This is a genomic window from Cupriavidus numazuensis, assembly GCF_905397435.1.
In the GTDB taxonomy this organism is placed as follows: Bacteria; Pseudomonadota; Gammaproteobacteria; order Burkholderiales; family Burkholderiaceae; genus Cupriavidus; species Cupriavidus numazuensis.
In genome coordinates, this window is record NZ_CAJPVI010000013.1 from 37259 (window position 1) to 60243 (window position 22985).

Consider the following 22985-nt stretch of genomic DNA (forward strand, 5'->3'; position numbering starts at 1 on the left):
CGCAGTTCAGGCGCCGCCCAGCAGGTCCTGCTCATCCAGCAGCGCATAAGCAATCTCGGGCGTCGTCTCCATCGCCCTGCGGATCGCGGCAGGGATCGCCTGCTTGGTCTTTCTGCACAGTCCCGGCTGGTCTTCCAGCTGGATGTTGATCCCCCGCAGCGTGCGCACGCCATTCGCGCTCGGCGTCATGGTCAGGACGATGCCAAGTTGGGCCTGCAACCGGTCACCCACATGCCGCAGGTCCGCCAGGCTCGTCACGCTTTCCAGGCGCGCCACCAGGCGTTTTTCTTCCTCGCGGGTCAGGCGCAATACGCGGATGTCGGCGTTGGGATCGGCAAGCAACTCTTCCCTGCGGCAGGTGCAGGCGCCGGGCGGGCACTCCGTGCGGATCGGGAAGGGCGCGTTCATCGGGGCGGCGGCGTCTTGGGCGGCATGTAGGGCCCCGTGGCAAGGGGCGTTCGCCGGATATCTTAAATCACGACACGGGGCCGGGCGCAATGGGCCGACAGCAGGATATGCGGATTCGATTTATGCTGCCGCTGGCGGCGCAGCGCCGCCTCATCGCCAAGAACAGAGCTAACACCACACACGACCATGCCAGGAGACCACATGGCCCTCTCGATGTATGACGTATCCATCCCCGCGTTCATTCGCGCGCTGACCAACCTGTCCGCCATCCTGGAAAAAGGGGCGGCGCATGCGCAGGCGCAGGGCACGGATCCGGCCGACCTGATTCAGACGCGCCTGATTGCCGACATGGACACACTGGCGGCCCAGGTGCAGCGCGCCAGTGATGCGGCGAAGGGCTGTGCGGCACGGCTTGCCGGCATCGACAATCCGTCCATGGCCGATACCGAAGCGACCTTTCCCGAGTTGCAGGAGCGCATCACCAGGACGATCGACTTCCTGAAATCGATCCGTCCCGAGCAGCTTGATGGCAGCGAGACGCGGACGATTGAGCTGAAGCTGCGGCAGGGCGCCATCACCTTCGATGGCAAGAGCTATCTGTTGGGCTTTGCGCTGCCGAACTTCTATTTCCACATCACCACTGCCTACGACATCCTGCGCCACAAGGGCGTGCAAATCGGCAAGATGGACTATCTCGGCACGCGTTGAGCGTGCCGGTCCCGGTAGCGCCGGGGCTCAGTGCATCGCGGCGCCTGCAGGCAGGCTGCCGCGTGCATCGAAGCCGGCGGCGCGGTCCAGCCGGCCGCTCAGCTCAGTCAGGCCCAGTGCAACCAGCACGACGAGCGCGCCGATCCATGGCGTATGCATCAGCCCCAGGTGGGTCACGATCAGGCCACCGGCCCACGCCGCCCCGGCAATGCCAAGGTTGAAGGCCGCGATGTTCAGGCCGGATGCGACGTCGACAGCATGCGGCGTGTGGCGCTCCGCCTGCTTGACCACGTAGACCTGCAGGCCCGGCACATTGCCGAAGGCCACGGCGCCCCAGGCGAGCACAGTCGCCACGACGAGCCACGGGTGCGGTGCCGTGAACGTCAGCACGAACAGCACCGCCGCCAGCAGCAGGAACACCAGGCGCAGCGCAGGGATCGGGCCATGGCGGTCCGCAAGACGGCCGCCCCAGATATTGCCCACGGCCACGGACACGCCGTACACGAGCATCACCAGCCCGACAGCGTTGGCGCTGAACCCCGAGACATCCTGCAGGATGGGCGCGAGGAACGTGAACGGGATGAACGAGCCGCCATAGCCGATCGCCGTCTTGGCGTAGACGAGCAGCAGCCTAGGCTCGGCGAGCACGCGCGCCTGCTGCACCAGCGAGGCGGGCGGCGTATGCCGGATCGAAGACGGCACGAACAACAGGCTGCCCACGAAGGCGATCGCGCCAAGTCCGGAGACGGCCAGGAACGTCTCGCGCCAGCCGAAATGCTGGCCGATGAACGTGCCCAGCGGGACACCCGTTACCAGTGCGACGGTCAGGCCGGTGAACATGATGGCGATCGCGCTGGCGGCCTTTTCCTTCGGCACGAGGCCAGTGGCGATGGTCGAGCCGATCGAGAAGAACACGCCGTGCGCCAGGCCCGTCAGGATTCGTGCGGCGACCAGCGACTCATAGCTCGGCGCTTTCCATGCGAGCAAATTGCCGAGCGTGAACAACGCCATCAGCGATAGCAACAGCGCCTTGCGCGGCAGGCGGCCGGTCAGCGCCGTGAGCACGGGTGCGCCAACAGCCACGCCGAGTGCATACAGGCTGACCAGCAGGCCCGCCGAGGGCAGGCTGATGTGCAGGTCCGCGGCGATGGTGGGAATCAGCCCGACGATCACGAATTCCGTCGTGCCGATGGCAAATGCGCTGATGGTCAGCGCTAACAGGGCAATGGGCATGTCTGCCTCCGAGTAGTGGATGGCGGCAGTGTGCCCGCATTATCTTTGCGGATTAAGGTGGTGATCGACAGAAGATATTTGAACTGAATTCAAGAATGGATCCACTCGCCGGCATGCTCGAAGTTGCGTATCCTGGACTGCGGTGTGACGACATCTGCCTTCGCCCAACGTGCGCGTCAGTCGCCCTATCAGCGAAAACCCTGACTCGTCTGGTATACTTGTGCGATGTCTGGCCGCTGCCGGATACAGCCTGCGAGAGGCTACGCGGACCATCGCCCCGATCGACTGCCGGTGGCCGTTTTACCTCATGCCATCTCTGATCCGGAGTCCTGGCCTCGCTCTCCCGACCCATGAAAGACAGGCCGCTATCGGCCGATGAAACCATTGCGTTCCTGACCGGAGCGCGCGCAAAGCATGACTTACGCCGTCAAGGAAATCTTCTATACGCTGCAGGGCGAGGGCGCCAACGCTGGCCGTGCCGCGGTGTTCTGCCGTTTTGCCGGCTGCAACCTGTGGAGCGGGCGCGAAGAGGACCGGGCGACGGCGGTCTGCCAGTTCTGCGACACGGACTTCGTGGGCACCGACGGCACGCGCGGTGGCAAGTACCGTACCGCTGAGGAGCTGGCGGCGACGGTGGCTTCCGAATGGCCGCAGGGCGCCGGCGGCAAGCCGCTGGTGGTATGCACGGGTGGCGAGCCGCTGCTGCAGCTCGACGCGCCGCTGATCGATGCACTGCACGCACAGGGCTTCGAGATCGCGATCGAAACCAATGGCACCATCGAGGTGCCCCCGGGCATCGACTGGGTTTGCGTGAGCCCGAAGATGGGTTCCGAGCTGGTGGTCAAGAAAGGCGATGAACTGAAGGTGGTGATTCCGCAGATCGGCCAGGACTTTGCTGCATACGAGCAGCTGGATTTCCAGTATTTCCTGGTGCAGGCCATGGACGGCCCGCTGGCCCGCGAAAATACCGCCGCCGCCGTGGCGTTCTGTCAGCAGCATCCGCGCTGGCGGCTGTCGCTGCAGACCCACAAGCTGCTCGGGATCCGCTGATTGCTGTCGCGCAGGTCGCACCTCGGCGACAATAGCCCCCGCGGACCCCGGCACGAAGCCCATCCAACGCAGGCCGCCTAGCAAGCGCCCGTACTCATGAGCAAACAAGTTTCCATTACCCGCCGGCTGGAATTCGATTCCGGCCACCGCATCCCGAACCACTGCGGCCAATGCCGCAATATCCACGGCCATCGCTATCGCCTGGACCTGACGCTGTCGGGCGAAGTGCTGCATCGTGAAGGCGCGTCGGACGACGGCATGATCCTCGATTTCGGCGATATCAAGTCGCTGGCGCAGGAGCATCTGGTGTCGAAGTGGGACCATGCGTTCCTGATCTATCGCGGCGACACCGCGCTGCTGAACTTCCTGCAATCGATGGAAGGGCACAAGACGGTGGTGCTCGATGCCATCCCGACGGTCGAGAACCTCGCGCAGATCGCCTTCGACATGCTGGCGCCGGTGTTCAAGGACTGCTTCGGCCACCACCTGCAGCTGACCCGCCTGGTCCTGTTCGAAACGCCGAACTGCTGGGCGGAAGTCACCGCCACGGCAGTGCTGCCCGCGCAGGACTGAGCTCGGCGATGACGGATACCCGCACCGCGGATGAGATTGCGCGCGACGAGCGCTACCTGCGTGCCGCCATGGACGAGGCCCGCCTGGCCGAGGCCGCGGGCGAGGTGCCGGTTGGTGCGGTGGTGGTGTGGAACGATGCCATCATCGCGCGCGGCCACAACCTGCCGATCAAGTCGATGGATCCGTCGGCCCATGCCGAAATGCAGGCGCTGCGCGCAGCGGCCCAGGTGCTCGGCAATTACCGCATGCCGGAGTGCGAGCTGTATGTGACGCTGGAACCGTGCGCGATGTGCAGCGGCGCGATCCTCCATGCGCGTCTGCGCCATGTGGTGTTCGGCGCGTCGGACCCGAAGACCGGCGCCGCCGGCAGCGTGGTGAACCTGTTCGAGCAGGCACAACTGAATCACCAGACCACTATCACGGGCGGTGTGCTCGCGGACGAGTGCGGGCAAATGCTGAAGGACTTCTTCGGTGCCCGGCGCCGCGCGCAGAAAGCGGCGCAGCTCGCTGCCCGGACGCTCTCCGACCCCGAACAACCCTGATCCGCCCAGACGATCACGAACGCGCATGAGCACACCGAGCCCCAAGCCGCATACCGAAGTCCGCCTGATCGCATCGTCGGGTTACCCGCACGATGTCGCCATTGCGGCGCGAGGCTGTGCGTGGCTCAAGTCGCACGGGTATCACACGACCAATCCCGATGTGCTGGCGCGGCGCTACCTGCGCTTCGGCGGTACCGATGCGGAACGGCTGGCGGACCTGCACGCGATCGGCACCGGCGCGCCGCATGAACTGACGCTGGCCGTGCGCGGCGGCTACGGCATTGCGCGACTGCTGGATCGGCTCGATTTCGCACAGATCGGCGAACAGGCGCGTGCGAGTGCCACGCCCATCGTCGGCCACAGCGACTTCACGGCGTTCCAGTTGGCCTATCTGGCCGCAACCGGCGGCGTAACGTTTGCCGGCCCGATGCTCCTCGCCGACTTCGGCGCCGACCCGGTCGACCCGTTCATGTGGGAGCACTTCGAGGGTGTGCTGCGCGACCCGGCTTACACGGTGACGGTGCTGGCACCGCAAGACGGCGGCCAGCCTTTCTCGGGCACGGTGACGGGCACGCTATGGGGCGGCAACCTGGCCATGCTGTGCAGCCTGCTTGGCACGCCGTTCATGCCGCAGGTGGAAGGCGGCATCCTGTTCCTCGAGGACATCAACGAGCCGCCGTACCGCGTGGAGCGCATGCTGCTGCAATTGCTCCAGGCCGGCGTGCTCGGCACGCAGCGCGCGATCATCCTTGGAGATTTCTCCAACTACCGCGTGACGGATTACGACAACGGCTACGACATGGACGCCGTGGTCGCCTATCTGCGCGACCAGATGCAGGTGCCGGTGCTGACCGGCCTGCCGTTCGGCCACTGCGCGCGCAAGCTGACGCTGCCGGTCGGCGGCCAGGCGCAGCTCAGTGCACATGCGGAAGGCTTCACGCTGGCGATGTCGGGCTATCCGGTGCTTCCGCCGCTGGCCTGACAGCATGTCCCGCCGCGCCATCCGGTCGCCGGAAAGGCGTGCGGATGGTAAAATAATCGGTTATTTCCCCCATTTCCTGCCGGGTTCTCCCATGAACCGGGGCGCATCGACGGCGCACCGTTCCGGCAAGCCAGGCGCACAGGCGCCATACCCCGTTTCCAGACAAGGTTCCAGACGTGCTTTCTACCGCAAACATCACCATGCAGTTCGGCCCCAAGCCGTTGTTCGAGAATATCTCGGTCAAGTTCGGCGAGGGCAACCGCTACGGCCTGATCGGCGCGAACGGTTGCGGCAAGTCCACCTTCATGAAGATCCTGGGCGGCGATCTCGAGTCCTCCGCGGGCAACGTCATGCTGGAGCCGGGCATCCGCCTGGGCAAGCTGCGCCAGGATCAGTTCGCGTATGAAGACATGCGCGTGCTGGACGTCGTCATGATGGGCCACACCGAGATGTGGGCCGCCGCGCAGGAGCGCGACGCGATCTACGCCAACCCGGAAGCGACCGACGAAGACTACATGAAGGCCGCCGAGCTGGAAGCCAAGTACGCCGAGTACGACGGCTACACGGCGGAAGCGCGCGCTGGCGAACTGCTGCTGGGCGTGGGCATTCCCACCAGCCAGCACCAGGGCCCGATGAGCGATGTCGCCCCCGGCTGGAAGCTGCGCGTGCTGCTGGCGCAGGCACTGTTCTCGAACCCGGACGTGCTGCTGCTCGACGAACCGACCAACAACCTGGACATCAACACGATCCGCTGGCTGGAGACCGTGCTAAACGAGCGCAACTCCACCATGATCATCATTTCCCACGATCGCCACTTCCTGAACTCGGTCTGCACGCACATGGCCGACATGGACTACGGCACGCTGAAGGTCTACCCGGGCAACTACGACGACTACATGGAAGCGTCGATGCAGGCCCGCGAGCGCCAGATGGCCGCCAACGCGCGCGCCAAGGAGCGCATCAGCGAACTGCAGGACTTCGTGCGCCGCTTCTCGGCCAACAAGTCGAAGGCGCGCCAGGCCACCTCGCGTGCGAAGCAGATCGAGAAGATCAAGGTCGAGGACATCAAGCCGTCGTCGCGCCAGAACCCGTTTATCCGCTTCGAGTTCGAGAAGAAGCTGCACAACCTCGCCGTGGAAGTCGAAGGCGTCACCAAGACCTACGAGCGCAAGATCATCAACAATCTGTCGATGGCGATCCAGGCCGGCGAGCGTGTGGCGATCATCGGCGAAAACGGCGCGGGCAAGACCACGCTGCTGCGCAGCCTGCTGAACGGCGCGGTGCAGACCGGCGTGCAGCGCGGTGTCGAGGTGGACCGTGGCGCGGTCAAGTGGGCGGAGAACGCCAACGTCGGCTACATGCCGCAGGATACCTACGAGGAATTCCCGGAAGACCGTGACGTGATGGACTGGATGAGCCAGTGGACGCAGGCCGGCGACGACGAAACGTCGCTGCGCGGTACGCTGGGCCGCCTGCTGTTCTCGGCCGACGACATCAGGAAGAACGTCAAGGTGCTGTCCGGTGGCGAGAAGGGCCGCATGATCTGGGGCAAGCTGATGCTGGGCCGCCACAACGTGCTGGCGCTGGACGAGCCGACCAACCACATGGACATGGAGTCGATCGAGTCGATGCAGATCGCGCTGGACAAGTTTACCGGCACGCTGATTTTCGTTTCGCACGACCGTGAGTTCGTGAGCGGCTTGGCCACGCGCGTGATCGAGGTGCGCACCGATGGCACGCTGACGGATTACCTCGGCACGTATGACGAGTACCTGCAGTCGCAGGGTATCGACGGCTGATTGCCGAGAGTCGTGACAATGCAAAAGGCCGCCTTCGGGCGGCCTTTGTGTTTGCTGCGTCGGCGTTGCCTCAGATTTCTTCGTCCACTTCGATCGCCTCGACGATCTGGTCGAGCTGCCCCGTGATGGCCTGCGCGGTGATGTCGCCCTTGGCCTTGAGCAGCGCCGCATGCAGCGGATCGCGCAAGGCGATCAGCGACGGAAGGTCGGTCGCCTTTTCCACCTTGACCTGCATGAGATAACCGCGCAGGCCCAGATGCTGGCTGATGACGTCCGTGTAGAAGTGATAGAGGCGCTGGTAGGCCTGGATTGCCGCCGGCGAATGCACGGCGCCTTCGCTGGCGGGCGACAGTGCCGCGACCGAGGCCTGGGCCGCAGGCGCGTCGACGCGGCGCATGGCGTATAGCGAGAAGAGATTGCTGTCTTCGGCGACCGGCGCAGGGGCTTGCGCTGGTGCCTTGGAAAGCGACGCCTGGGCAGCCTCTGGCACTGGCTCGACCAGCGACATCTGCACGAGCTGGCCAAGCGACTCCGGCCCCACGCCCATACCGTCGAGCTGTGACAGCAGTTCCTGCTCGCACCGCTCGCCGTTGACGATCAGCAGCAGCGCCCGCAGCTTGTGATCGAGCTTGCGTGCGCGCGTCCTGATCTCGTCGAGGCCCGCTTCCGTCTTGCGGTAAACCGGATTGACCATGTCTCGCTCCTTGTTATGTATCGGCCGCGCGGGCGAGCTCTCCTGAGGCGCGGCCGATTATCGCCATCTGTTGTATCGTGGACTTCGCGGCGCAAAAAGCCACCCGGCGCAATCCGCTCTACAATGTGCGTGCACCATAAAAGTAACAAAAATTGCAACCGCTGATTGACCAATCTGACAACTGTGGCCATGCAACAACGAGACAAACTCTTCATTAACGGTAAATGGGTCAGCCCGCACGGCACGGGGCTGATCGACGTCATCCACTCCACCACCGAAGCGGTCATGGGCCGCATCCCCGAGGGCAGCGCGCGCGACGCGGAAGACGCGATCCAGGCGGCCCGCGCGGCATTCGACGGCTGGGCCGCCACGCCGCCGGCAGAGCGCGCCGGCTACATCCGCAAGATTGCCGAGGGCCTGAAGGCACGGACCGAGGAACTGGCCCAGCTCATCGCGGGCGAAGTTGGCATGCCGATCAAGCTGGCGCGCGCGATCCAGGTCGGCGGCCCGGTCTACAACTGGGGCCAGGCCGCGAAGCTGCTCGAAGGTTTCGAGTTCGAGGAAGAGGTCGGCAATTCGCTGGTCGTGCGTGAGCCTGTCGGCGTGGTCGCGGCCATCACGCCGTGGAACTACCCGCTCAACCAGATCACGCTGAAGGTGGCCCCGGCATTGGCTGCCGGCTGCACGGTGGTGCTCAAGCCGTCGGAAGTGGCGCCGCTGAATGCCTTCGTGCTGGCCGAGGTGATCGAGGAGGCGGGATTGCCGCCGGGCGTGTTCAACCTGGTGACGGGCTATGGCCCGGTCGTCGGCGAAGTGCTGGCCAGCCATCGGGACGTGGACATGGTGTCGTTTACCGGTTCGACCCGCGCCGGCAAGCGCGTGTCCGAACTGGCGTCGCAGACCGTGAAGCGCGTGGCACTCGAACTCGGTGGCAAGTCGGCGTCGGTGGTCCTGGACGATGCCGACCTGGCCGCGGCGGTCAAGGGCACCATCAACGCGTGCTTCCTGAACTCGGGCCAGACCTGCTCCGCGCATACCCGCATGCTGGTGCCGCGCAGCCGCTATGACGAGGTAAAGGCGATCGCCGCGAAGGTACTCGAGGGCTTTACCGTTGGCGACCCACTGCAGGAAACCACCAGACTCGGACCGCTGATTTCTGCTGTGCAGAAGGACCGTGTGACGGGCTATATCCGCCGCGGCCTGGAAGAGGGTGCCGAACTGGTCGCGGGCGGTCCGGATGCTCCGGCCGGCCTGGAGAAGGGCTTCTTCGTCAAGCCGACGGTGCTCGGCAATGTGGAGCCCCGTGCCACCGTGGCGCAGGAAGAGATCTTCGGGCCGGTGCTGTCGATCATCTGCTACGACACGGAAGAAGACGCCGTACGGATCGCGAACGACAGCATCTATGGGCTCGGTGGCGGTGTCTGGGCGGGCGATGAGGCACGCGCGATTCGCGTGGCGCGCCGCATCCGTACCGGCCAGGTCGATATCAACGGCGGCCCGTTCAATATGGCGGCGCCGTTCGGCGGCTACAAGCAGTCCGGCAACGGGCGCGAGGCCGGCAAGTACGGGCTTGAGGAATTCCTCGAGTACAAGTCCCTGCAATTCAAGAAGCCGGCCTGATCGCGCGATCCGGTATTTCGGAGCGAGGTCGGAGCAAAGCCCCGCATGGCAGCATGCGGGGCTTTTTATTTGGACGCATTCGTGGCGATAATTGCGGCCAAACAATAAGGACGAGTCCTCAAAGGGAGACAACAGATGCGCTGGTTCCGACGCCTGGCCTGGCTGGTGATCGTGCTGTTGCTGGTTTCCGCAGCGGCGCTGGCGGGCGGCTATATCTGGTACCGGCAGGCATCGCAACCGCAGACTGCAGGGACCTTGTCTTTGCAGGGGCTGCAGGGTCGCGTCACCATCGTGCGCGATCGCAATGCCGTACCGCATATCCGCGCGGCGTCGCGCCTCGACGCTTACTACGCGATGGGCTTCGTGCATGCGCAGGACCGGCTGTGGCAGATGCAGATGAACAAGCGTGTCGTGGCCGGCCGGCTCGCTGAAATCCTCGGGCCGAAGGCGCTCGATACGGACAAGTTCCTGCGCACGCTCGGCGTACGCCGCAACGCCGAGGCCATCTACGCGCAGCTCGAACCCGATACGCGCGCCGCGTTGCAGGCCTATGCCGCCGGCGTGAACGCCTATATCGACCAGCGCAAGGGACCGCTGCCGCCCGAATTCCTGCTGCTGCAGACACGTCCCGAACACTGGGAGCCTGCCGATACGCTGGGCTGGCAGACCATGATGGCCTGGGACCTCGGCGGCAACTGGACCCAGGAAACGCTGCGCATGGCCCTGTCGCAGGTATTGCCGACCGCACGCATCAGCGAGCTGCTCGCGCCCTATCCGGGCGAGCGGCCAGTGCGCACGCTCGACTACGGCAACCTGTACCGCCATCTGGCACCGCTTGCCTCGGCACTGGCCCGCGTCGGCGACATGGCGCCTGCCAGCTATGTGGAGGGCATGGGGTCGAACAACTGGGTCGTGTCGGGCGCGCATACGCAATCGGGCAAGCCGATGCTGGCCAACGATCCGCACCTGGGCCTGCAGGCGCCGGCGCTGTGGTACTTCGCCCATCTGCAGGCACCGGGTCTGGACGTGACCGGCGCCACGCTGCCCGGCGCGCCGCTGGTCGTGCTGGGCCACAACGCGCGCATCGCCTGGGGCTTCACCAATACCGCGCCGGACGTGCAGGACCTGTACCTCGAGCGCCTGCAACCGGGCAGCACCGATAACTACCAGACGCCGGACGGTTGGGCCACGTTCGTGACGCGTGCCGAGACCATCCATGTCAAAGGCGCGGCCGATGTCGTGCTGACGGTACGCGAGACGCGCCATGGTCCTGTCATCTCCGATGTGTCGGAGCCGGTCGCCAATGCCGCGTCGCCGCTGGGCGCGCGCTACGTCGTCGCATTCCAGTGGACCGCGCTGCGCGCTGACGATCGCACGTTCCAGGCCGGCCTGAAGTTGAATCTCGCCACCGACTGGGCCAGCTTCACGCAGGCGCTGCGGGACTTCCACTCGCCGCAGCAGAACATGGTCTATGCCGACGTGGACGGCAATATTGGCTTTATCGCACCGGGGCGCATTCCGCTGCGCCGCGCCGACAACGATCTCAAGGGACTGGCACCGGCGCCGGGCTGGGACGCGCGCTATGACTGGAACGGCTTCATCCCGTTCGAACACCTGCCGCGCGCCTACAACCCGCCCAACGGCATCCTCGTGACCGCGAACCAGCGCATCGTGGGCGCGGACTATCCGTACTTCATCACGAGCGAATGGACCGTGCCGTATCGCTACCAGCGCATCCGGTCGCTGCTCGATGCCACGCCGCGCCATACCTTCGAGTCGTTCGGTGCGATCCAGAAGGATGTGGTGTCGCTGGCCGTGCGCGATATCCTGCCGCTGCTGCTGGCCTCGCCGGTAGCGAGCGACAAATCGCGGCCCGGGCGCGAGCGCGAGTTGTTCGAGGCGCTGCGCAAATGGGATGGCACCATGGATGCCATGTCTGCCGAACCGCTGGTGGTATCCGCGTGGCTGCGCGAGCTGTCGCGCCGGCTGTTCGAAGACAAGGTCGGCGAGGCCCTGTTCCAGCGCATGTGGGATCAGCGCAACGTGCATCAGCCGATGCTGAACATCCTGCGCAATCCGGCGGGTCCGGGATCGCTCGGCAGCTTCTGGTGCGACAAGCTGGGTACGACCGAGCATGAGTCGTGCGCCGATGCCGTTGCGGATGCATGGACGCTCGCCATTGCCGACCTGTCGCGGCGCTATGGCGACAACGCCGGCAAGTGGCGCTGGGGCAAGGCACACACAGCGCGTTCCGAGCACAAGCCGTTCGGCAAGCAGCCGTACCTGTCGGGTTTGTTCAACCTGCGCGTGCCGACCGGCGGCGATACGTACACCGTCAACGTCGGCCGCAACAACCTGCGCGACGAGCAGGCGCCGTTTGAGAGCACGCATGCGGCTAGTTTCCGGGCGCTCTATGACCTGTCCGATCTGGAGGCTTCGCGCTTTATGGATTCGACCGGGCAATCAGGGAATCCCGTGTCGCCGAACTACCGGGACTGGACCGGCAAGTGGGCCGCCGTCGAATACATCACCATGGCGGGCAAGCGGGAGCCGGTGCGCGAGCCGTTCGATACGCTGGTGCTAGAACCCGCCAAGGTTCGGGAAGGGGCAGTGCGCGGCAAATAGCCGCGCGCCGGACGTCGCCAGCGGAATGGCGTTACTATTTCGGGCCATTCTTTCGGCAGGAGCCGTGCATGGCAACGTCCACCCCATCGCGTACCACTCACATCATCCAGCACGTCGCTTTCGAGCACGGCGGCGTGATCGCCGAAGCGCTGCGCGCGCGCGGCCACACCCTGCGGGTGTTCCAGGCGGGCGTGGATGACCTGCAACCGATTGCAAATAACCCTCCGGACCTGCTGCTGGTGCTCGGCGGCCCGATCGGCGTGTACGAGACCGCTGCCTATCCGTGGCTGGAACAGGAAGTCGCGCTGATCCGCGCGCACCTTGCCGCGGGCGGCAAGGTGATCGGGGTTTGCCTTGGTGCGCAGCTGATTGCTGCCGCCTCCGGCGCCCGCGTCTATCCCGGCACCCGTGAGATTGGCTGGGCGCCGATCGTCCCGACGGCACGTGGCCGCGATTCCGCGCTGGCGGAACTGGAGGCAGCAGACTGGGAGGTGTTGCACTGGCACGGCGACACCTTCGATCTGCCGGCAGGCGCCGAATTGCTGGCCTCGACCGCGGCCGTCACGAACCAGGCCTACGCCATCGGCAAGCAGGTGCTGGCGCTCCAGTTCCATCCCGAGGTGATGCCGCGCGATATCGAAGCCTGGCTGATTGGCCACACCGTGGAACTGGCCAAGGCCGGCATTGATCCGCGCACCATCCGCGCCCGCACGGCCGAGGTTGGCGAGCGCGTCGCGGCAGCAGGGCAGCGCATGTTCGCGCGCTGGCTCGATGAGGCAGGCCTGTGAGCCGGGCAGCCTTGGCGTTACCCGAGGTCACGATCGATACGGTGCTGATCGGCCAGGTTCGTCCGTTCGGCCCCAAGGGGATCCCGAGCGGCATCGACAAGCTCCCCCTTGCGGAAGCCGTAGCCGTGACGACGCTGGGCCTGGCCGGCGATGGCCAAGGCGACCCGAAGCATCACGGCGGTCCGGAAAAAGCGCTGCATCACTACGCGTTCGACCACTATCCGGCTTGGCGAGCCGAGCTTGCAGAGGTTTCAACGCAGGCCGGCGCCGTCCTGTCCGCGCCTGGCGCCTTTGGCGAGAACCTGAGCACTTCAGGACTGACCGAGGCGGACGTCTGCATTGGCGACCGATTCCGTCTTGGCACGGCATTGGTGGAGGTGTCACAGGCGCGCCAGCCGTGCTGGAAGCTGAACCATCGCTTTGGCCACACGGGCATGTCCCGCGCCGTGCAGGAGAGCCTGCGGACGGGCTGGTATTACCGCGTGATCGAAGAGGGGAAACTGCGCGCTGGCGATGCGCTGACACTCGTCAGCCGGCCGTATCCCGGCTGGAGCCTGGCGCGCCTGCTGCGTGTGCTGTACGTGGATCGCCTCGACTTTACGGCACTGGCGGAGATGGCGGAATTGCCGCCCTTGGCCGACAGCTGGCGCAAGCTCGCGCGCCAGCGTGTAGCGCAGCATGAAGTCGAGGATATGGAGAAGCGTCTGGCCGGTGGCTGACGCCACCCGCGGCGCGCTCAGCCCTGGCGAAATCGCCGGGCTGTGCCCTCGCGGGTGATGCGTTCCCAGACGACCTGCTTTTCCTCTTCGCTCAGAAACACCCAGTTGCTGACTTCAGCGGCCGTGCGCCCGCAGCCCTGGCAGATCTCGTCGAACAGCGTCGAGCAGATGCCGATGCAGGGGCTGTCAGGACGGTCAGCCAATCCCGTGGCGTCGGAGTGGACGGCGGGCAGGGCGGAATCTTGGGGGAGGGACGACATGCAAAAGGGGGAGGAACTGGCAGTCCGGCATTATAAACGGCCAGCCAGGGGCGTCCCGGGATTCCGGCCGGCCAGCCCGGGCATTGTCTGCCAGACCGGCGTCGAATCGTGCCGATTACCTCGGAAGTCGTTGAGCGGATACGCCATGCCCGGTACGCTGCATCTCGTCGATGACCGATCCCAAGGAGCCAGAAATGCGTGAAGCCGTAGCCCAGGCCGTTCCTGTCCCCGCCGTCACCCATCCGCGCATGCGTCAGATGGTGGAAGAAGTGCTGATCGGGTCCCCCGTTGCGCGTGCGCTCGGCGTTCAGCTCGATGTGCTCAAGCCGGAACACGTTGAACTGGTGTTGCCGTTCCGTCACGAGAACATTACCGTCGGCAATATGGTCCACGGTGGCGTCATCGCCACGCTGATCGATATCGCGGGTGCGGCCGCGTCGGCTTCCGGTGCGGACCCGGAACACATGAAGGGCGGGGCGACCAACTCGTTGACCGTGCAGTACCTTGCTCCGGCCAACGGCACCAGCCTGCGTGCGGTGGCGACCGTGGTGCGCCGCGGGCGCCGCCAGGTCGTCAGCGAAGTGGAGGTGTATGCCGAGGAGCCCGATGCCGGCACGCTGGTTGCCAAAGCGCTGATGAGCAGCACGATGTTTGGATAAGGGCGGAAACGCGGCGGCGGGCTGACGCTCGCGCCTTTCTCCCGCGCATCTCTTGCGCCTCGCCCACAAGCCGTGCGACCGCTTCGACCAGAACGAACCGTCGCTTCGGAAAAGGCCAGTTGGCCTGCCCAACCGTGCGCCCTACGCTTTGGACCTGCATGGCAAGCTGGCAGCGGAGCGCTCGGGACGGATGAACGCATCGCTGCCATGGCAGAAATGGCAGGCAGTGTGCGCCCAGGCCTGGCCACGCCGCGCGGCGTGCCGCGGCGAGGCGTAATATCCTGCTCATCACACCTGTCCCGACCTCCGACAATTGGGCACATCCATGGGCACATTCAACCGCCTGCACCTGATCCGGCAGATCGACCTGTTCACGCTGCGCCTCTTCCTGTCCGCCGTTGAGGAGCAGCAGATCCAGCGTGCTGCGCTGCGGGAAAACATCGCCGCCTCGACGGCGACCAAGCGTATCCAGGACCTCGAGGACATCGCGGGCGTCAAGCTGCTTGAACGCGGTCCGAAAGGCGTGGTGCCCAGTCCGGCCGGCGCGGTGCTGGTGCATTACGCGCGCCGCATCTTCGAAAACGTCGAGGACATGCGCTCCGAGATATCGGCCTTCACCGAAGGCATGCGCGGCAAGGTCGTGGTGGCGTCGGCTCGCTCGATCATTGCGCCGTTCCTGGCCCGCGAACTGGGCGACTATGCGCGCGATTTTCCGCTGGTCGAACTGGCCGTGCGCGAGGTGGAGAACGCCCAGATCCTGGAAGCGGTGTCCCGCAGCGATGCCGACATCGGCGTGTTTGCCATGGCCCACGAGCTGGAACTCGGCGGCGTGGATGTCACGCCCTACCGCCGCGACCGGCTGGTGGCCGTGGTGCCCAAGACCCACGCGCTGGGCGCGCGCGAAACCGTCACGTTCGCCGACCTGCTGCCCGAGCGCGTGATTCCGGTCGATGCGATGCTCGGTGCCTTTCGCGTCGCGGCAAAACGGCTAGGGAAGGAGTTCGAACCCTTGTTCAGCGTCCGCAGCGCTGGCACGGCAATCAGTCTCGTGCAGTCGGGGCTAGGCGTGACGGTGCAGCCGGAGTGCCTGGTGAGCCATGAACTGTTCGATGACGTGAGCTGCATTCCGCTGGACGAACCGTGGGCCGTGCGCAGTGTCCACATCGCCACGCCACGCGGCCGCGTGCTGAGTCCCGCCGCCGCCGCGCTGATGAAGCAACTGCTCGAACGTCCTGGCGAACAGGCGCCCGCGCCGGCGCAGGACTGACCTGACACCCCGGATTTCCGGATCGTCAGCAAGGCGGGCATTCGTGCCCGCCTTTTTCATTTCGATTGCACCGAATCGACGCTTCAAAAATGGCCAGTTGGCCTCGCGGTGGCACGACTCTACTCTTCCAATACGCGCCGCATACATGCAAGCCGGCGCAACCCAACAACGGAGAGACGAAGTGCAATCGAACTTCCTGAACGAATCCCAGGCCCTGTGGCTCGACACCGTGAACCGCTTCATGGACAACGAGGTCACGGTCGAATACGTACGCAAATGCGACCAGAACCGCGACTATCCGTACGAGGCCTACGACAAGATCGCCAAGCAGGGCTGGCTGGGCCTGCTGTTCAGCGAGGAAGAGGGCGGCGCAGGCGGCGACATCTTCGACTACACGCTGATGGCCGAGGGCCTCGGCAAGTTTGGCTTCGACTTTGCGGCCGCGGTGCTGGTGCCGACCTTCACGGCGATGAATATCGGCAAGTACGGCACGGCGGCGCAGAAGGACAAGTACATCAAGCCGTTCATCGACGGCAAGATCCGCTTCTCGGTGTCGATCTCCGAGCCCGACGCCGGCTCCGACGCCTCGAACACCAAGACCCGCGCCCGCCGCGACGAGAACGGCGACTGGATCGTCTCGGGCCAGAAACTGTGGTGCAGCGGCGCGGCCGCGAAGGACACCGTCATCGCGATGCTGGTGCGCACCGATCCCGACAACAAGCACGGCGGCCTGTCCGTGCTGCTCATCCCCAATACCACGCCGGGCCTGGTCATCAACAAGCTGCCGACGCTGTCGCGCCACGCCACCGGTACCACCGAGATCTTCCTTGATGAAGTCCGTGTGCCGGCCGACGCGCTGCTCGGTGAAGAAGGGCAGGGCTGGGAAATCATCACCAAGCACCTCGAACTGGAGCGCTGCTCGGTCGCGGCCGCCTACGTCGGCAATGCGCAGACGGCGGTGTCGAAGGCGGTGCAGTACGCCCACGAGCGCATCCAGTTCGGCAAGCAGCTGTGGGACTTCCAGGTGCTCAAGCACATGCTGGCCGACCGCCAGACCGAAGTGGATGCCGCGCGCCTGCTGTGCTACCGCGCCGCGCAGATGGCCGCCGCCGACGTGCCGTGCAGCCGCGAAGTGTCGATGGCCAAGCTGTACGGCTCCGAAACGCTCAAGCAGTGCGCGCTGACCGGCATGCAGGTGCTCGGCGGCTACGCCAACCTGCCCGAAGCCGACATGGAGCGCTACCTGCGTGAAAGCGTGCAGTCGACCATCGGCGGCGGCACCTCGCAGATCCAGAAGACCATCATCGCCAAGTCGATGCGGCTCGGCTGAAGCAGACAATATTCACGGAGATACAGACATGAGCGACACGAGCAAGCGGATCATCAACAACCGCATCGACCAGACCTACGACGAACTGGAAATCGGCCAGGTGTTCCGCTCGGGCGGGCGCACCGTCACCGAAGCCGACGTGGTCAACTACTGCGCGCTGACCGGCAACTGGATCGAGATCCACTCCAACACGCACTATGCGTCGAAGACGCGCTTTGGCCAGCGCCTGGTGCAGGGCTCGCTGACGTATTCCATCGTCACTGGGCTGATCCAGTTCGGCCTCGGCATCCAGGCCAACTACGGCATCGACAACATGCGCTTCCGCAACCCGGTGTACATCAACGACACCATCTATGCGGTCTGCGAAGTCATCGGCAAGAAGGAGAAGGACGAGAAGTACGGCGTCATCAAGTTCCGCATCAGCGCGATCAACCAGAACGGCGACCTACTCCAGCAAGGTGAGTGGAGCCTGCTGATGCTGCGCAAGCGCGAGGACCTCGATGCGCTGATCGCATCGTCGCTGCCTGAACTGAAGGCGGCCTGAGGGCGGCATGATGTCGACGAAGCCAGTCGCCGCGATTGTCGGGGTGGGGGATGCCTACGCCTCCCGGCAGGATCGCAAGGATCCCCTTCAGCTTGCGGCCGAAGCCACGCGGCGCGCGCTGCGTGACGCGGGCATCCGCAAGGAGCAGGTCGATGCGGTCTACACGGGCCGCTCGCCGTGGGCCGACAAGCGCTCGCAGTGGAGCAACATCTTCATCTCGCACATGCAGATGCCGGTGAAGCGCACCACCGAGATCACCATGCACGGCGCCGGCCTCACGGCGACGCTGGCGGTGGCTGCGGAGATGATTGCGGCCGGGCAAGCGGAGTACGTGCTGTGCCTGCAGAGCGACGCGACCGAGTTGTTCGTCGACGCTGTCGCCATGGGCGCCGAAGCCGACGCCGATCCGCAGTTCGAAGTGCCGTACGGGCCCATCATCCCGGCGCTGTACGGACAGGCGGCCTGCCGTTACCTGCACGAGTACGGCCTGACCGAGGCCGATCTGGCCGACGTGGCGGTGTCGAACCAGCGCTGGGGCATCCACCATCCGCATGCGGCCAAGGCGCGCTTCGGCGAGGTGGACCGCGAGACGGTGCTGGCGTCGCCCTATGTCGCCAGTCCGCTGCGGCGCTGGATGTGCTCGACGTGGGGCGGCGGCACGGGCGGCGCGCTGGTGGTGACGTCGCCGGAACGCGCGCGGGCCATGCATGCCGATCCGGTCTATCTGCTCGGCTATGGGTCCGCCACGACGCACGAGTACCTGACGGACCGCATGAACATGCGTACATGCCGCTTCCCCGAACTCGGCACCATGCCCAACCTGACCCACACGGCCACGGCCGCCGCGGCGAACCAGGCGTTCGGCATGTCGGGTTTGTCGCGCGCGGATATCGACATGGCGCAGATCTCCGTGAACTTCGCGCACATGGGTCCCATCGTGATGGAGGACCTGGGGTTTGCAAAGAAGGGCCGCGGGATCGACCTGTACCGCGAGGGCCGCACCGGCATCGACGGCGACCTGCCAACCGACACCAACGGAGGCTGGCTGTCGTTCGGCCAGCCGGGCATCTCCTGCAATATGGACAGCCTGGTGGAAGCTGTGCGGCAGTTGCGCGGCCAGCCGCTGGGCCTGGCGCCGAAGCGCAGGCCGAAGACCGTGCTCGTGCAGGGCGCGGGCGGCATGCTGGCAGCCGGCAGCGTGGTGTTGCTGTCTGCGACAACCTGAACGGGAGCACGTGATGATCCAGACCAAAGACGGCTGGCCACAGCCTTACGCGCTGCTCGACGCCCAACCCTACTGGGAAGGGCTGGCGGCGGGGCAGTTGAAGTACCAGCGGTGTACCAGCTGCGGAGAAGCCGTATGGCCCGCGCATTCGTTCTGCCCGCATTGCGAGGCGGACGATGGCGACGGGCTCGTGTGGCAGGAGGCGAAAGGCACCGGCACGCTGTACTCGTTCAGCACCGTGATGCGCGGGCCCACGCCGGCGTTTGCATCGATTGCCCCGTACACGGTGGGCTTCGTGGAGATGGACGAGGGCTACCACCTGTTCGCGCAGATCGAAGGATCGCCGGAGACGCTGCGCATCGGCGCGCGCATGACGGCGCAGCTGATTGAGCGGGGCGGACAACGCCTGCCGGTTTTCTCTGCTGCCTGACGCTACATCCATAAAGAGACATAAGGAGGAGACCCATGACCGATTCCCGTGAGCGGGATCACCGTCGGCGCTGGCTACGCAAGGCGGGCGCGGCCTGCGTGGCCGGCTGCGCGGCGATGCTGCTACCCCGCCTCGCAACGGCGGCGCCCGAGCCGTGGCCGACGCGCCCGGTGCGCATCGTCGTCGCCGTGGCGGCCGGCTCCAGCGGCGACTTGCTGGCGCGCATCCTGGCACAGCGCCTTGAAGGGATGTGGAAGCAGCCCGTGATCGTGGAGAACCGGCCCGGCGCGAGCGGCGTGATCGGTACCGAATACGTGGTGAACGCCACGGACGGGCACACGCTGCTGCTGGGCACGCAAAGCTCGATCCTGCCGAAGTTCACGACCAAGAACCTGAAGTTCGATCCGACGACCGACCTGGTCCCGGTGTACAAGGTCATCAACTACCAGCTCGTGGTGGCCGCCAACGACGGCACCGCCGGCAAGGCCAAGACCATGCGCGGGCTGGTCGACCTGAGCCGCCGTGATGCGGAGGGTCTGTTCTTCGCGGGCACCGGCCGCACGTCGATCTTCAACCTGACGATGGCACTGCTGAACAAGTCGCTCGGCATGAAGTACTCGGCGCTCGACTTCAGCAGCGTGACGGCGATGAACATGGCCGTGATGCGCGATGACGCGCAGTTCCTCGTGAACACGCCAAGCTCGATGAAGGCGCAGATGGAGGCCGGCAAGCTGCGGCCGATGGCCGCCATCAGCGCCGAGCGGTATGCGGACCTGCCCAATGTGCCGACGCTGTCGGAGGCCGTGGGCTACAAGGGCTACCTGCCGCTGCTGTGGGCCGGCATGTTCGTGCCGAAGTCCACATCGCCGGCCGTGGTCGACCGGATCGCGCGAGATCTGCGGGCGATGACAGCAGACGCGCAGTTCAGGAGCCTGGTGGAGTCGCGCCTGAGCGGCAGCATGGTGGTGTCGTCGCCAGGCGCATTTGCCCAACAACTGAACGAAGAGGTCTCGGTATGGAAAGGCCTCTTCGCCGAACTCAACTACAAGCCGGAGTAAGCAGCCATGCGTGACCTTCCTCTCGATGGCGTGGTGGTCGTGGAACTGAGCGATAGCGCCTCGGCGCCGTTCGCCGGCCAGATCCTTGCGGCGCTGGGCGCCGATGTGTGGAAGATCGAACGCCCCACCGGCGATTCGGCGCGCGGCTGGGGCCCGAGCAAGTGGAAAGGCAGCGGTGCCGCCTTCCATGCGATCAACCAGGGCAAGCGCTTCATCAGCCTCGACATCAAGGACCCGGACGACCTCGCCACGCTGCATCGGCTCATTGCCGAGCACGCCGACGTCTTCTTCCACAACCTGCGCCCGGGCTCGGCCGCGCAATACGGACTGGACCCCGACAGCCTGCGCGTGACCAAGCCCGAACTGGTCTGCTGCGAGGTGGGCGCGTTCGGCAATGTCGGTCCGCTGAGCGAGGCGCCCGGCTATGACCCGCTGATGCAGGCCTTCGCGGGCATCATGAGCATCACGGGCGAAGACGGGCAGGCGCCGGTGCGCGCAGGCGTGTCGATCGTCGACTTCGGTTCCGGCATGTGGGCCGTCATCGGCATCCTCGCCGCGCTGTGCCGGCGGCAGCGCAAGCATGTGGGCGCGACCGTCAGCAGTTCGCTGCTGGAGACGGCCATCGCGTGGATGACGGTGGGCATCGCCAACTACAACGCCGACGGCGACACGGGCGGGCGGCATGGCTCCGGAGTCGCCTTCATCGTGCCGCACCGCGCGTACGACACGGCCGATGGCCACCTGGTGGTCAGTTGCGCCAACGACCGGCTCTTCGCGCGCCTGTGCGCTGCGCTGGACCGGCCGGAGTGGGCGACCGACTCGCGCTTTGCCACCAATGACGGGCGGCTGCGCCACCGCGCGCAGATCGATGGCCTGATCGGCGCACGGCTTGCCGAACATCCGCGTGCGCACTGGCAGCAGGTGCTCGGTGCTGCCGGACTGCCGTGCGCGCCGGTGCAGACCACCAGCGAACTGGTCAATCACGAACAGACGCGTGCGCTGGGCATCATCGGCAAGCCGTCCGGAGACGATCTTGCGCTGGTCGGACTGCCGCTGATGTTTAACGGCAAGCGGCCGGGGCCGCTGTCGGCCGCGCGCGACGTGGGCCAGGACAATGCGGACCTCGACAAGCTGATGGCATCGCGGCGCGGCCGGCGCGAAACGGAGCCGGCGGGCGGCGAGGCAGTGCTCGACGTGGGGATCGCGAAGTAAAACACGGTGGCAGCACCACCGGCACCCGGCTCGTCAGCGAGCCGGGTTTCAACGCTTGAGGAGACCAACACGATGCGCAAGACCCAGGGCCCGCTCGCGGGCGTCAGGATTGTGGAGCTGGGCGGCACGGGGCCCGTGCCGTTCTGCTGCATGCTGCTCGCGGACCTTGGTGCGGACATCGTCCGCATCGACCGCCCACCGGGCCACGATGGCGGGCAGCCCGGCGATCCACGCTTCAACCTGCTCAACCGCAGCCGGCGCGGCGCCGCGCTCGACCTGAAAAAGGTCGAAGCGAAGGCCGCGGTGCTGAAGCTCGTCGGCCAGGCCGACGCGCTGGTGGAAGGGTTTCGGCCGGGTGTGGCTGAGAAGCTGGGGCTGGGCCCCGAAGACTGCCTTGCAGTGAACCCCGCGCTGGTCTATGGGCGCATGACGGGGTGGGGCCAGGACGGCCCGCTCGCGCAGGCGCCCGGCCATGACATCAACTACATCGCGCTGACCGGCGTGCTGCACGCGGTCGGTACCGCCGGCGGACCGCCGGTGATCCCGCTGAATCTGGCAGGCGACTTCGGCGGCGGCTCGCTGTACCTGGCGCTCGGTGTCGTCTCGGCCATCCTCGAAAGCCGGCGCTCGGGCAAGGGGCAGGTGGTGGATGCCGCGATGGTCGACGGCTCCGCCTCGCTGATGACGCTCTTCTACGGCATGTACGCGAGCGGCTACTGGAAAGACGAGCGCGGCAGCAACCGGCTCGATTCGGGCGCGCCCTGGTACAACGTCTACGAGACGAAGGACGGCCGCTGGATCAGCGTCGGCTCCAACGAGGCGCGCTTCTGGCGCCAGACGCTGGAAGTGCTCGGACTGGACGCGGCGCAGATGCCGGATCAGCACGACCGCTCACGCTGGCCCGAAGTGCAGGCGAAATTCGCGGAGATCTTTCGCACGCGCACGCGCGACGAATGGTGTGCGCTGGCCGCAGGGCGGGAGGTGTGCTTTGCGCCAGTGATGTCGCTGGCGGAGGCGCCCGGCCATCCGCATCTGCGCGAGCGCGGCACGTATGTCGAACGGGACGGTGTCGTGCAACCCGCCCCGGCGCCGCGCTTCAGCCGCACACCCGGTGCGATTCAGAATTCCCCCGCACGCCCCGGCGAGCATACCGACGTGGTGCTCGGCGACTGGGGCTTCAGCGCAGCGGACATTGCGGCGTTGCGCACGGCCGGTGCCATCGTGTGAGGCAGCGGGCCGTGCGGCCCGCTTGTCAGTGA

Annotated in this window: 23 protein-coding genes; 19 read left to right on the top strand and 4 right to left on the bottom strand. The window is 65.9% G+C overall.

Annotation, left to right across the window (positions count from 1 at the left end; all coding sequences use genetic code 11):
- Positions 1 to 6 precede the first annotated feature (6 nt).
- Entirely contained in the window at positions 7 to 408 is a 402-nt protein-coding gene (locus tag KHO41_RS12375; RefSeq protein WP_211953573.1) for a hypothetical protein, read from the bottom strand.
- Between the two features lie 201 nt (positions 409 to 609).
- Between KHO41_RS12375 and KHO41_RS12380 the strand changes: the two genes are divergently transcribed.
- Positions 610 to 1116 carry a DUF1993 domain-containing protein gene (locus KHO41_RS12380; protein WP_211953574.1) on the top strand — a complete coding sequence of 169 codons (507 nt, stop codon included), beginning with the start codon at positions 610 to 612 and terminating at the stop codon, positions 1114 to 1116.
- 27 nt (positions 1117 to 1143) lie between these two features.
- On the opposite strand, the gene KHO41_RS12385 is transcribed toward KHO41_RS12380, so the two are convergent.
- Positions 1144 to 2349 (bottom strand): MFS transporter, encoded by a 1206-nt coding sequence (locus KHO41_RS12385; RefSeq protein WP_211953575.1) that lies wholly within the window; start codon positions 2347 to 2349, stop codon positions 1144 to 1146.
- A 414-nt stretch (positions 2350 to 2763) separates the two neighbouring features.
- Here KHO41_RS12385 and queE point away from each other — a divergent pair, with 414 nt between their 5' ends.
- The 5 genes from queE (at position 2764) to KHO41_RS12410 (ending at position 7295) form a co-directional block, all read left to right on the top strand.
- Entirely contained in the window at positions 2764 to 3399 is a 636-nt protein-coding gene (queE, locus tag KHO41_RS12390) for a 7-carboxy-7-deazaguanine synthase (RefSeq protein WP_211953576.1), read from the top strand.
- 96 nt (positions 3400 to 3495) lie between these two features.
- Positions 3496 to 3972 (top strand): 6-pyruvoyl trahydropterin synthase family protein, encoded by a 477-nt coding sequence (locus KHO41_RS12395; RefSeq protein WP_211953577.1) that lies wholly within the window; start codon positions 3496 to 3498, stop codon positions 3970 to 3972.
- A gap of 8 nt (positions 3973 to 3980) precedes the next feature.
- Positions 3981 to 4514: a tRNA adenosine(34) deaminase TadA gene (tadA, locus tag KHO41_RS12400; RefSeq protein ID WP_211953578.1), complete on the top strand. Its 534-nt coding sequence runs from the start codon at positions 3981 to 3983 to the stop codon at positions 4512 to 4514.
- Between the two features lie 25 nt (positions 4515 to 4539).
- Positions 4540 to 5496 carry a muramoyltetrapeptide carboxypeptidase gene (gene ldcA / locus KHO41_RS12405; protein ID WP_211953579.1) on the top strand — a complete coding sequence of 319 codons (957 nt, stop codon included), beginning with the start codon at positions 4540 to 4542 and terminating at the stop codon, positions 5494 to 5496.
- Positions 5497 to 5672: 176 nt separating this feature from the next.
- Positions 5673 to 7295, top strand: coding sequence for an ABC-F family ATPase (locus KHO41_RS12410; protein WP_211953580.1), 1623 nt, complete (start codon positions 5673 to 5675; stop codon positions 7293 to 7295).
- 70 nt (positions 7296 to 7365) lie between these two features.
- Here the strand turns inward: KHO41_RS12410 and KHO41_RS12415 are convergent, their stop codons facing one another.
- A complete protein-coding gene (locus tag KHO41_RS12415; RefSeq protein WP_211953581.1) occupies positions 7366 to 7989 on the bottom strand; it encodes a hypothetical protein in 624 nt (207 codons plus the stop codon).
- Positions 7990 to 8178: 189 nt separating this feature from the next.
- Between KHO41_RS12415 and KHO41_RS12420 the strand changes: the two genes are divergently transcribed.
- The 4 genes from KHO41_RS12420 (at position 8179) to KHO41_RS12435 (ending at position 13741) form a co-directional block, all read left to right on the top strand.
- Positions 8179 to 9609: an aldehyde dehydrogenase family protein gene (locus tag KHO41_RS12420; protein ID WP_211953582.1), complete on the top strand. Its 1431-nt coding sequence runs from the start codon at positions 8179 to 8181 to the stop codon at positions 9607 to 9609.
- A gap of 135 nt (positions 9610 to 9744) precedes the next feature.
- The gene (locus KHO41_RS12425) at positions 9745 to 12234 is read left to right on the top strand and encodes a penicillin acylase family protein (RefSeq protein WP_211953583.1); all 2490 of its coding nucleotides are present in this window, start codon (positions 9745 to 9747) and stop codon (positions 12232 to 12234) included.
- A gap of 68 nt (positions 12235 to 12302) precedes the next feature.
- Positions 12303 to 13022, top strand: a complete 720-nt coding sequence (locus KHO41_RS12430; protein WP_211953584.1) for a glutamine amidotransferase — start codon at positions 12303 to 12305, stop codon at positions 13020 to 13022.
- The gene (locus KHO41_RS12435) at positions 13019 to 13741 is read left to right on the top strand and encodes an MOSC domain-containing protein (RefSeq protein WP_211953585.1); all 723 of its coding nucleotides are present in this window, start codon (positions 13019 to 13021) and stop codon (positions 13739 to 13741) included. Before KHO41_RS12430 ends, KHO41_RS12435 begins: the two co-directional genes overlap by 4 nt.
- A 17-nt stretch (positions 13742 to 13758) precedes the next feature.
- On the opposite strand, the gene KHO41_RS12440 is transcribed toward KHO41_RS12435, so the two are convergent.
- The gene (locus tag KHO41_RS12440; protein WP_211953586.1) at positions 13759 to 14001 is read right to left on the bottom strand and encodes a DUF1289 domain-containing protein; all 243 of its coding nucleotides are present in this window, start codon (positions 13999 to 14001) and stop codon (positions 13759 to 13761) included.
- A gap of 194 nt (positions 14002 to 14195) precedes the next feature.
- Here KHO41_RS12440 and KHO41_RS12445 point away from each other — a divergent pair, with 194 nt between their 5' ends.
- From KHO41_RS12445 to KHO41_RS12485, 9 genes are all read left to right on the top strand, one after another.
- Positions 14196 to 14660 carry a PaaI family thioesterase gene (locus KHO41_RS12445; RefSeq protein WP_211953587.1) on the top strand — a complete coding sequence of 155 codons (465 nt, stop codon included), beginning with the start codon at positions 14196 to 14198 and terminating at the stop codon, positions 14658 to 14660.
- Positions 14661 to 14985: 325 nt separating this feature from the next.
- The gene (locus tag KHO41_RS12450; protein WP_211953588.1) at positions 14986 to 15927 is read left to right on the top strand and encodes a LysR family transcriptional regulator; all 942 of its coding nucleotides are present in this window, start codon (positions 14986 to 14988) and stop codon (positions 15925 to 15927) included.
- Between the two features lie 181 nt (positions 15928 to 16108).
- Positions 16109 to 17257 carry an acyl-CoA dehydrogenase family protein gene (locus KHO41_RS12455; RefSeq protein ID WP_244873808.1) on the top strand — a complete coding sequence of 383 codons (1149 nt, stop codon included), beginning with the start codon at positions 16109 to 16111 and terminating at the stop codon, positions 17255 to 17257.
- Positions 17258 to 17285: 28 nt separating this feature from the next.
- The gene (locus KHO41_RS12460) at positions 17286 to 17801 is read left to right on the top strand and encodes a MaoC family dehydratase (protein ID WP_011297997.1); all 516 of its coding nucleotides are present in this window, start codon (positions 17286 to 17288) and stop codon (positions 17799 to 17801) included.
- Between the two features lie 10 nt (positions 17802 to 17811).
- On the top strand, positions 17812 to 19026 hold the full coding sequence (locus KHO41_RS12465; RefSeq protein WP_211953666.1) for a thiolase family protein: 1215 nt from the start codon (positions 17812 to 17814) through the stop codon (positions 19024 to 19026).
- Between the two features lie 13 nt (positions 19027 to 19039).
- Positions 19040 to 19456: a Zn-ribbon domain-containing OB-fold protein gene (locus KHO41_RS12470; protein ID WP_211953590.1), complete on the top strand. Its 417-nt coding sequence runs from the start codon at positions 19040 to 19042 to the stop codon at positions 19454 to 19456.
- A 35-nt stretch (positions 19457 to 19491) separates the two neighbouring features.
- Complete coding sequence (locus tag KHO41_RS12475; RefSeq protein ID WP_211953591.1) at positions 19492 to 20514, top strand: Bug family tripartite tricarboxylate transporter substrate binding protein; 1023 nt, start codon at positions 19492 to 19494, stop codon at positions 20512 to 20514.
- A gap of 6 nt (positions 20515 to 20520) precedes the next feature.
- Entirely contained in the window at positions 20521 to 21726 is a 1206-nt protein-coding gene (locus KHO41_RS12480) for a CaiB/BaiF CoA transferase family protein (protein WP_211953592.1), read from the top strand.
- A gap of 72 nt (positions 21727 to 21798) precedes the next feature.
- Entirely contained in the window at positions 21799 to 22953 is a 1155-nt protein-coding gene (locus tag KHO41_RS12485; protein WP_211953593.1) for a CaiB/BaiF CoA transferase family protein, read from the top strand.
- The last annotated feature ends 32 nt before the right edge of the window (positions 22954 to 22985 follow it).

Coding starts and splice junctions, on each gene's coding strand:
- KHO41_RS12460 (WP_011297997.1), top strand. CDS start 17,286: ATGAGCGACACGAGCAAGCGGATCATCAACAACCGCATCGACCAGACC.
- KHO41_RS12415 (WP_211953581.1), bottom strand. CDS start 7,989: ATGGTCAATCCGGTTTACCGCAAGACGGAAGCGGGCCTCGACGAGATC.
- KHO41_RS12480 (WP_211953592.1), top strand. CDS start 20,521: ATGCGTGACCTTCCTCTCGATGGCGTGGTGGTCGTGGAACTGAGCGAT.
- KHO41_RS12475 (WP_211953591.1), top strand. CDS start 19,492: ATGACCGATTCCCGTGAGCGGGATCACCGTCGGCGCTGGCTACGCAAG.
- KHO41_RS12485 (WP_211953593.1), top strand. CDS start 21,799: ATGCGCAAGACCCAGGGCCCGCTCGCGGGCGTCAGGATTGTGGAGCTG.
- KHO41_RS12385 (WP_211953575.1), bottom strand. CDS start 2,349: ATGCCCATTGCCCTGTTAGCGCTGACCATCAGCGCATTTGCCATCGGC.
- KHO41_RS12425 (WP_211953583.1), top strand. CDS start 9,745: ATGCGCTGGTTCCGACGCCTGGCCTGGCTGGTGATCGTGCTGTTGCTG.
- tadA (WP_211953578.1), top strand. CDS start 3,981: ATGACGGATACCCGCACCGCGGATGAGATTGCGCGCGACGAGCGCTAC.
- KHO41_RS12375 (WP_211953573.1), bottom strand. CDS start 408: ATGAACGCGCCCTTCCCGATCCGCACGGAGTGCCCGCCCGGCGCCTGC.
- ldcA (WP_211953579.1), top strand. CDS start 4,540: ATGAGCACACCGAGCCCCAAGCCGCATACCGAAGTCCGCCTGATCGCA.
- KHO41_RS12430 (WP_211953584.1), top strand. CDS start 12,303: ATGGCAACGTCCACCCCATCGCGTACCACTCACATCATCCAGCACGTC.
- queE (WP_211953576.1), top strand. CDS start 2,764: ATGACTTACGCCGTCAAGGAAATCTTCTATACGCTGCAGGGCGAGGGC.
- KHO41_RS12450 (WP_211953588.1), top strand. CDS start 14,986: ATGGGCACATTCAACCGCCTGCACCTGATCCGGCAGATCGACCTGTTC.
- KHO41_RS12380 (WP_211953574.1), top strand. CDS start 610: ATGGCCCTCTCGATGTATGACGTATCCATCCCCGCGTTCATTCGCGCG.
- KHO41_RS12440 (WP_211953586.1), bottom strand. CDS start 14,001: ATGTCGTCCCTCCCCCAAGATTCCGCCCTGCCCGCCGTCCACTCCGAC.
- KHO41_RS12420 (WP_211953582.1), top strand. CDS start 8,179: ATGCAACAACGAGACAAACTCTTCATTAACGGTAAATGGGTCAGCCCG.
- KHO41_RS12470 (WP_211953590.1), top strand. CDS start 19,040: ATGATCCAGACCAAAGACGGCTGGCCACAGCCTTACGCGCTGCTCGAC.
- KHO41_RS12445 (WP_211953587.1), top strand. CDS start 14,196: ATGCGTGAAGCCGTAGCCCAGGCCGTTCCTGTCCCCGCCGTCACCCAT.
- KHO41_RS12465 (WP_211953666.1), top strand. CDS start 17,812: ATGTCGACGAAGCCAGTCGCCGCGATTGTCGGGGTGGGGGATGCCTAC.
- KHO41_RS12395 (WP_211953577.1), top strand. CDS start 3,496: ATGAGCAAACAAGTTTCCATTACCCGCCGGCTGGAATTCGATTCCGGC.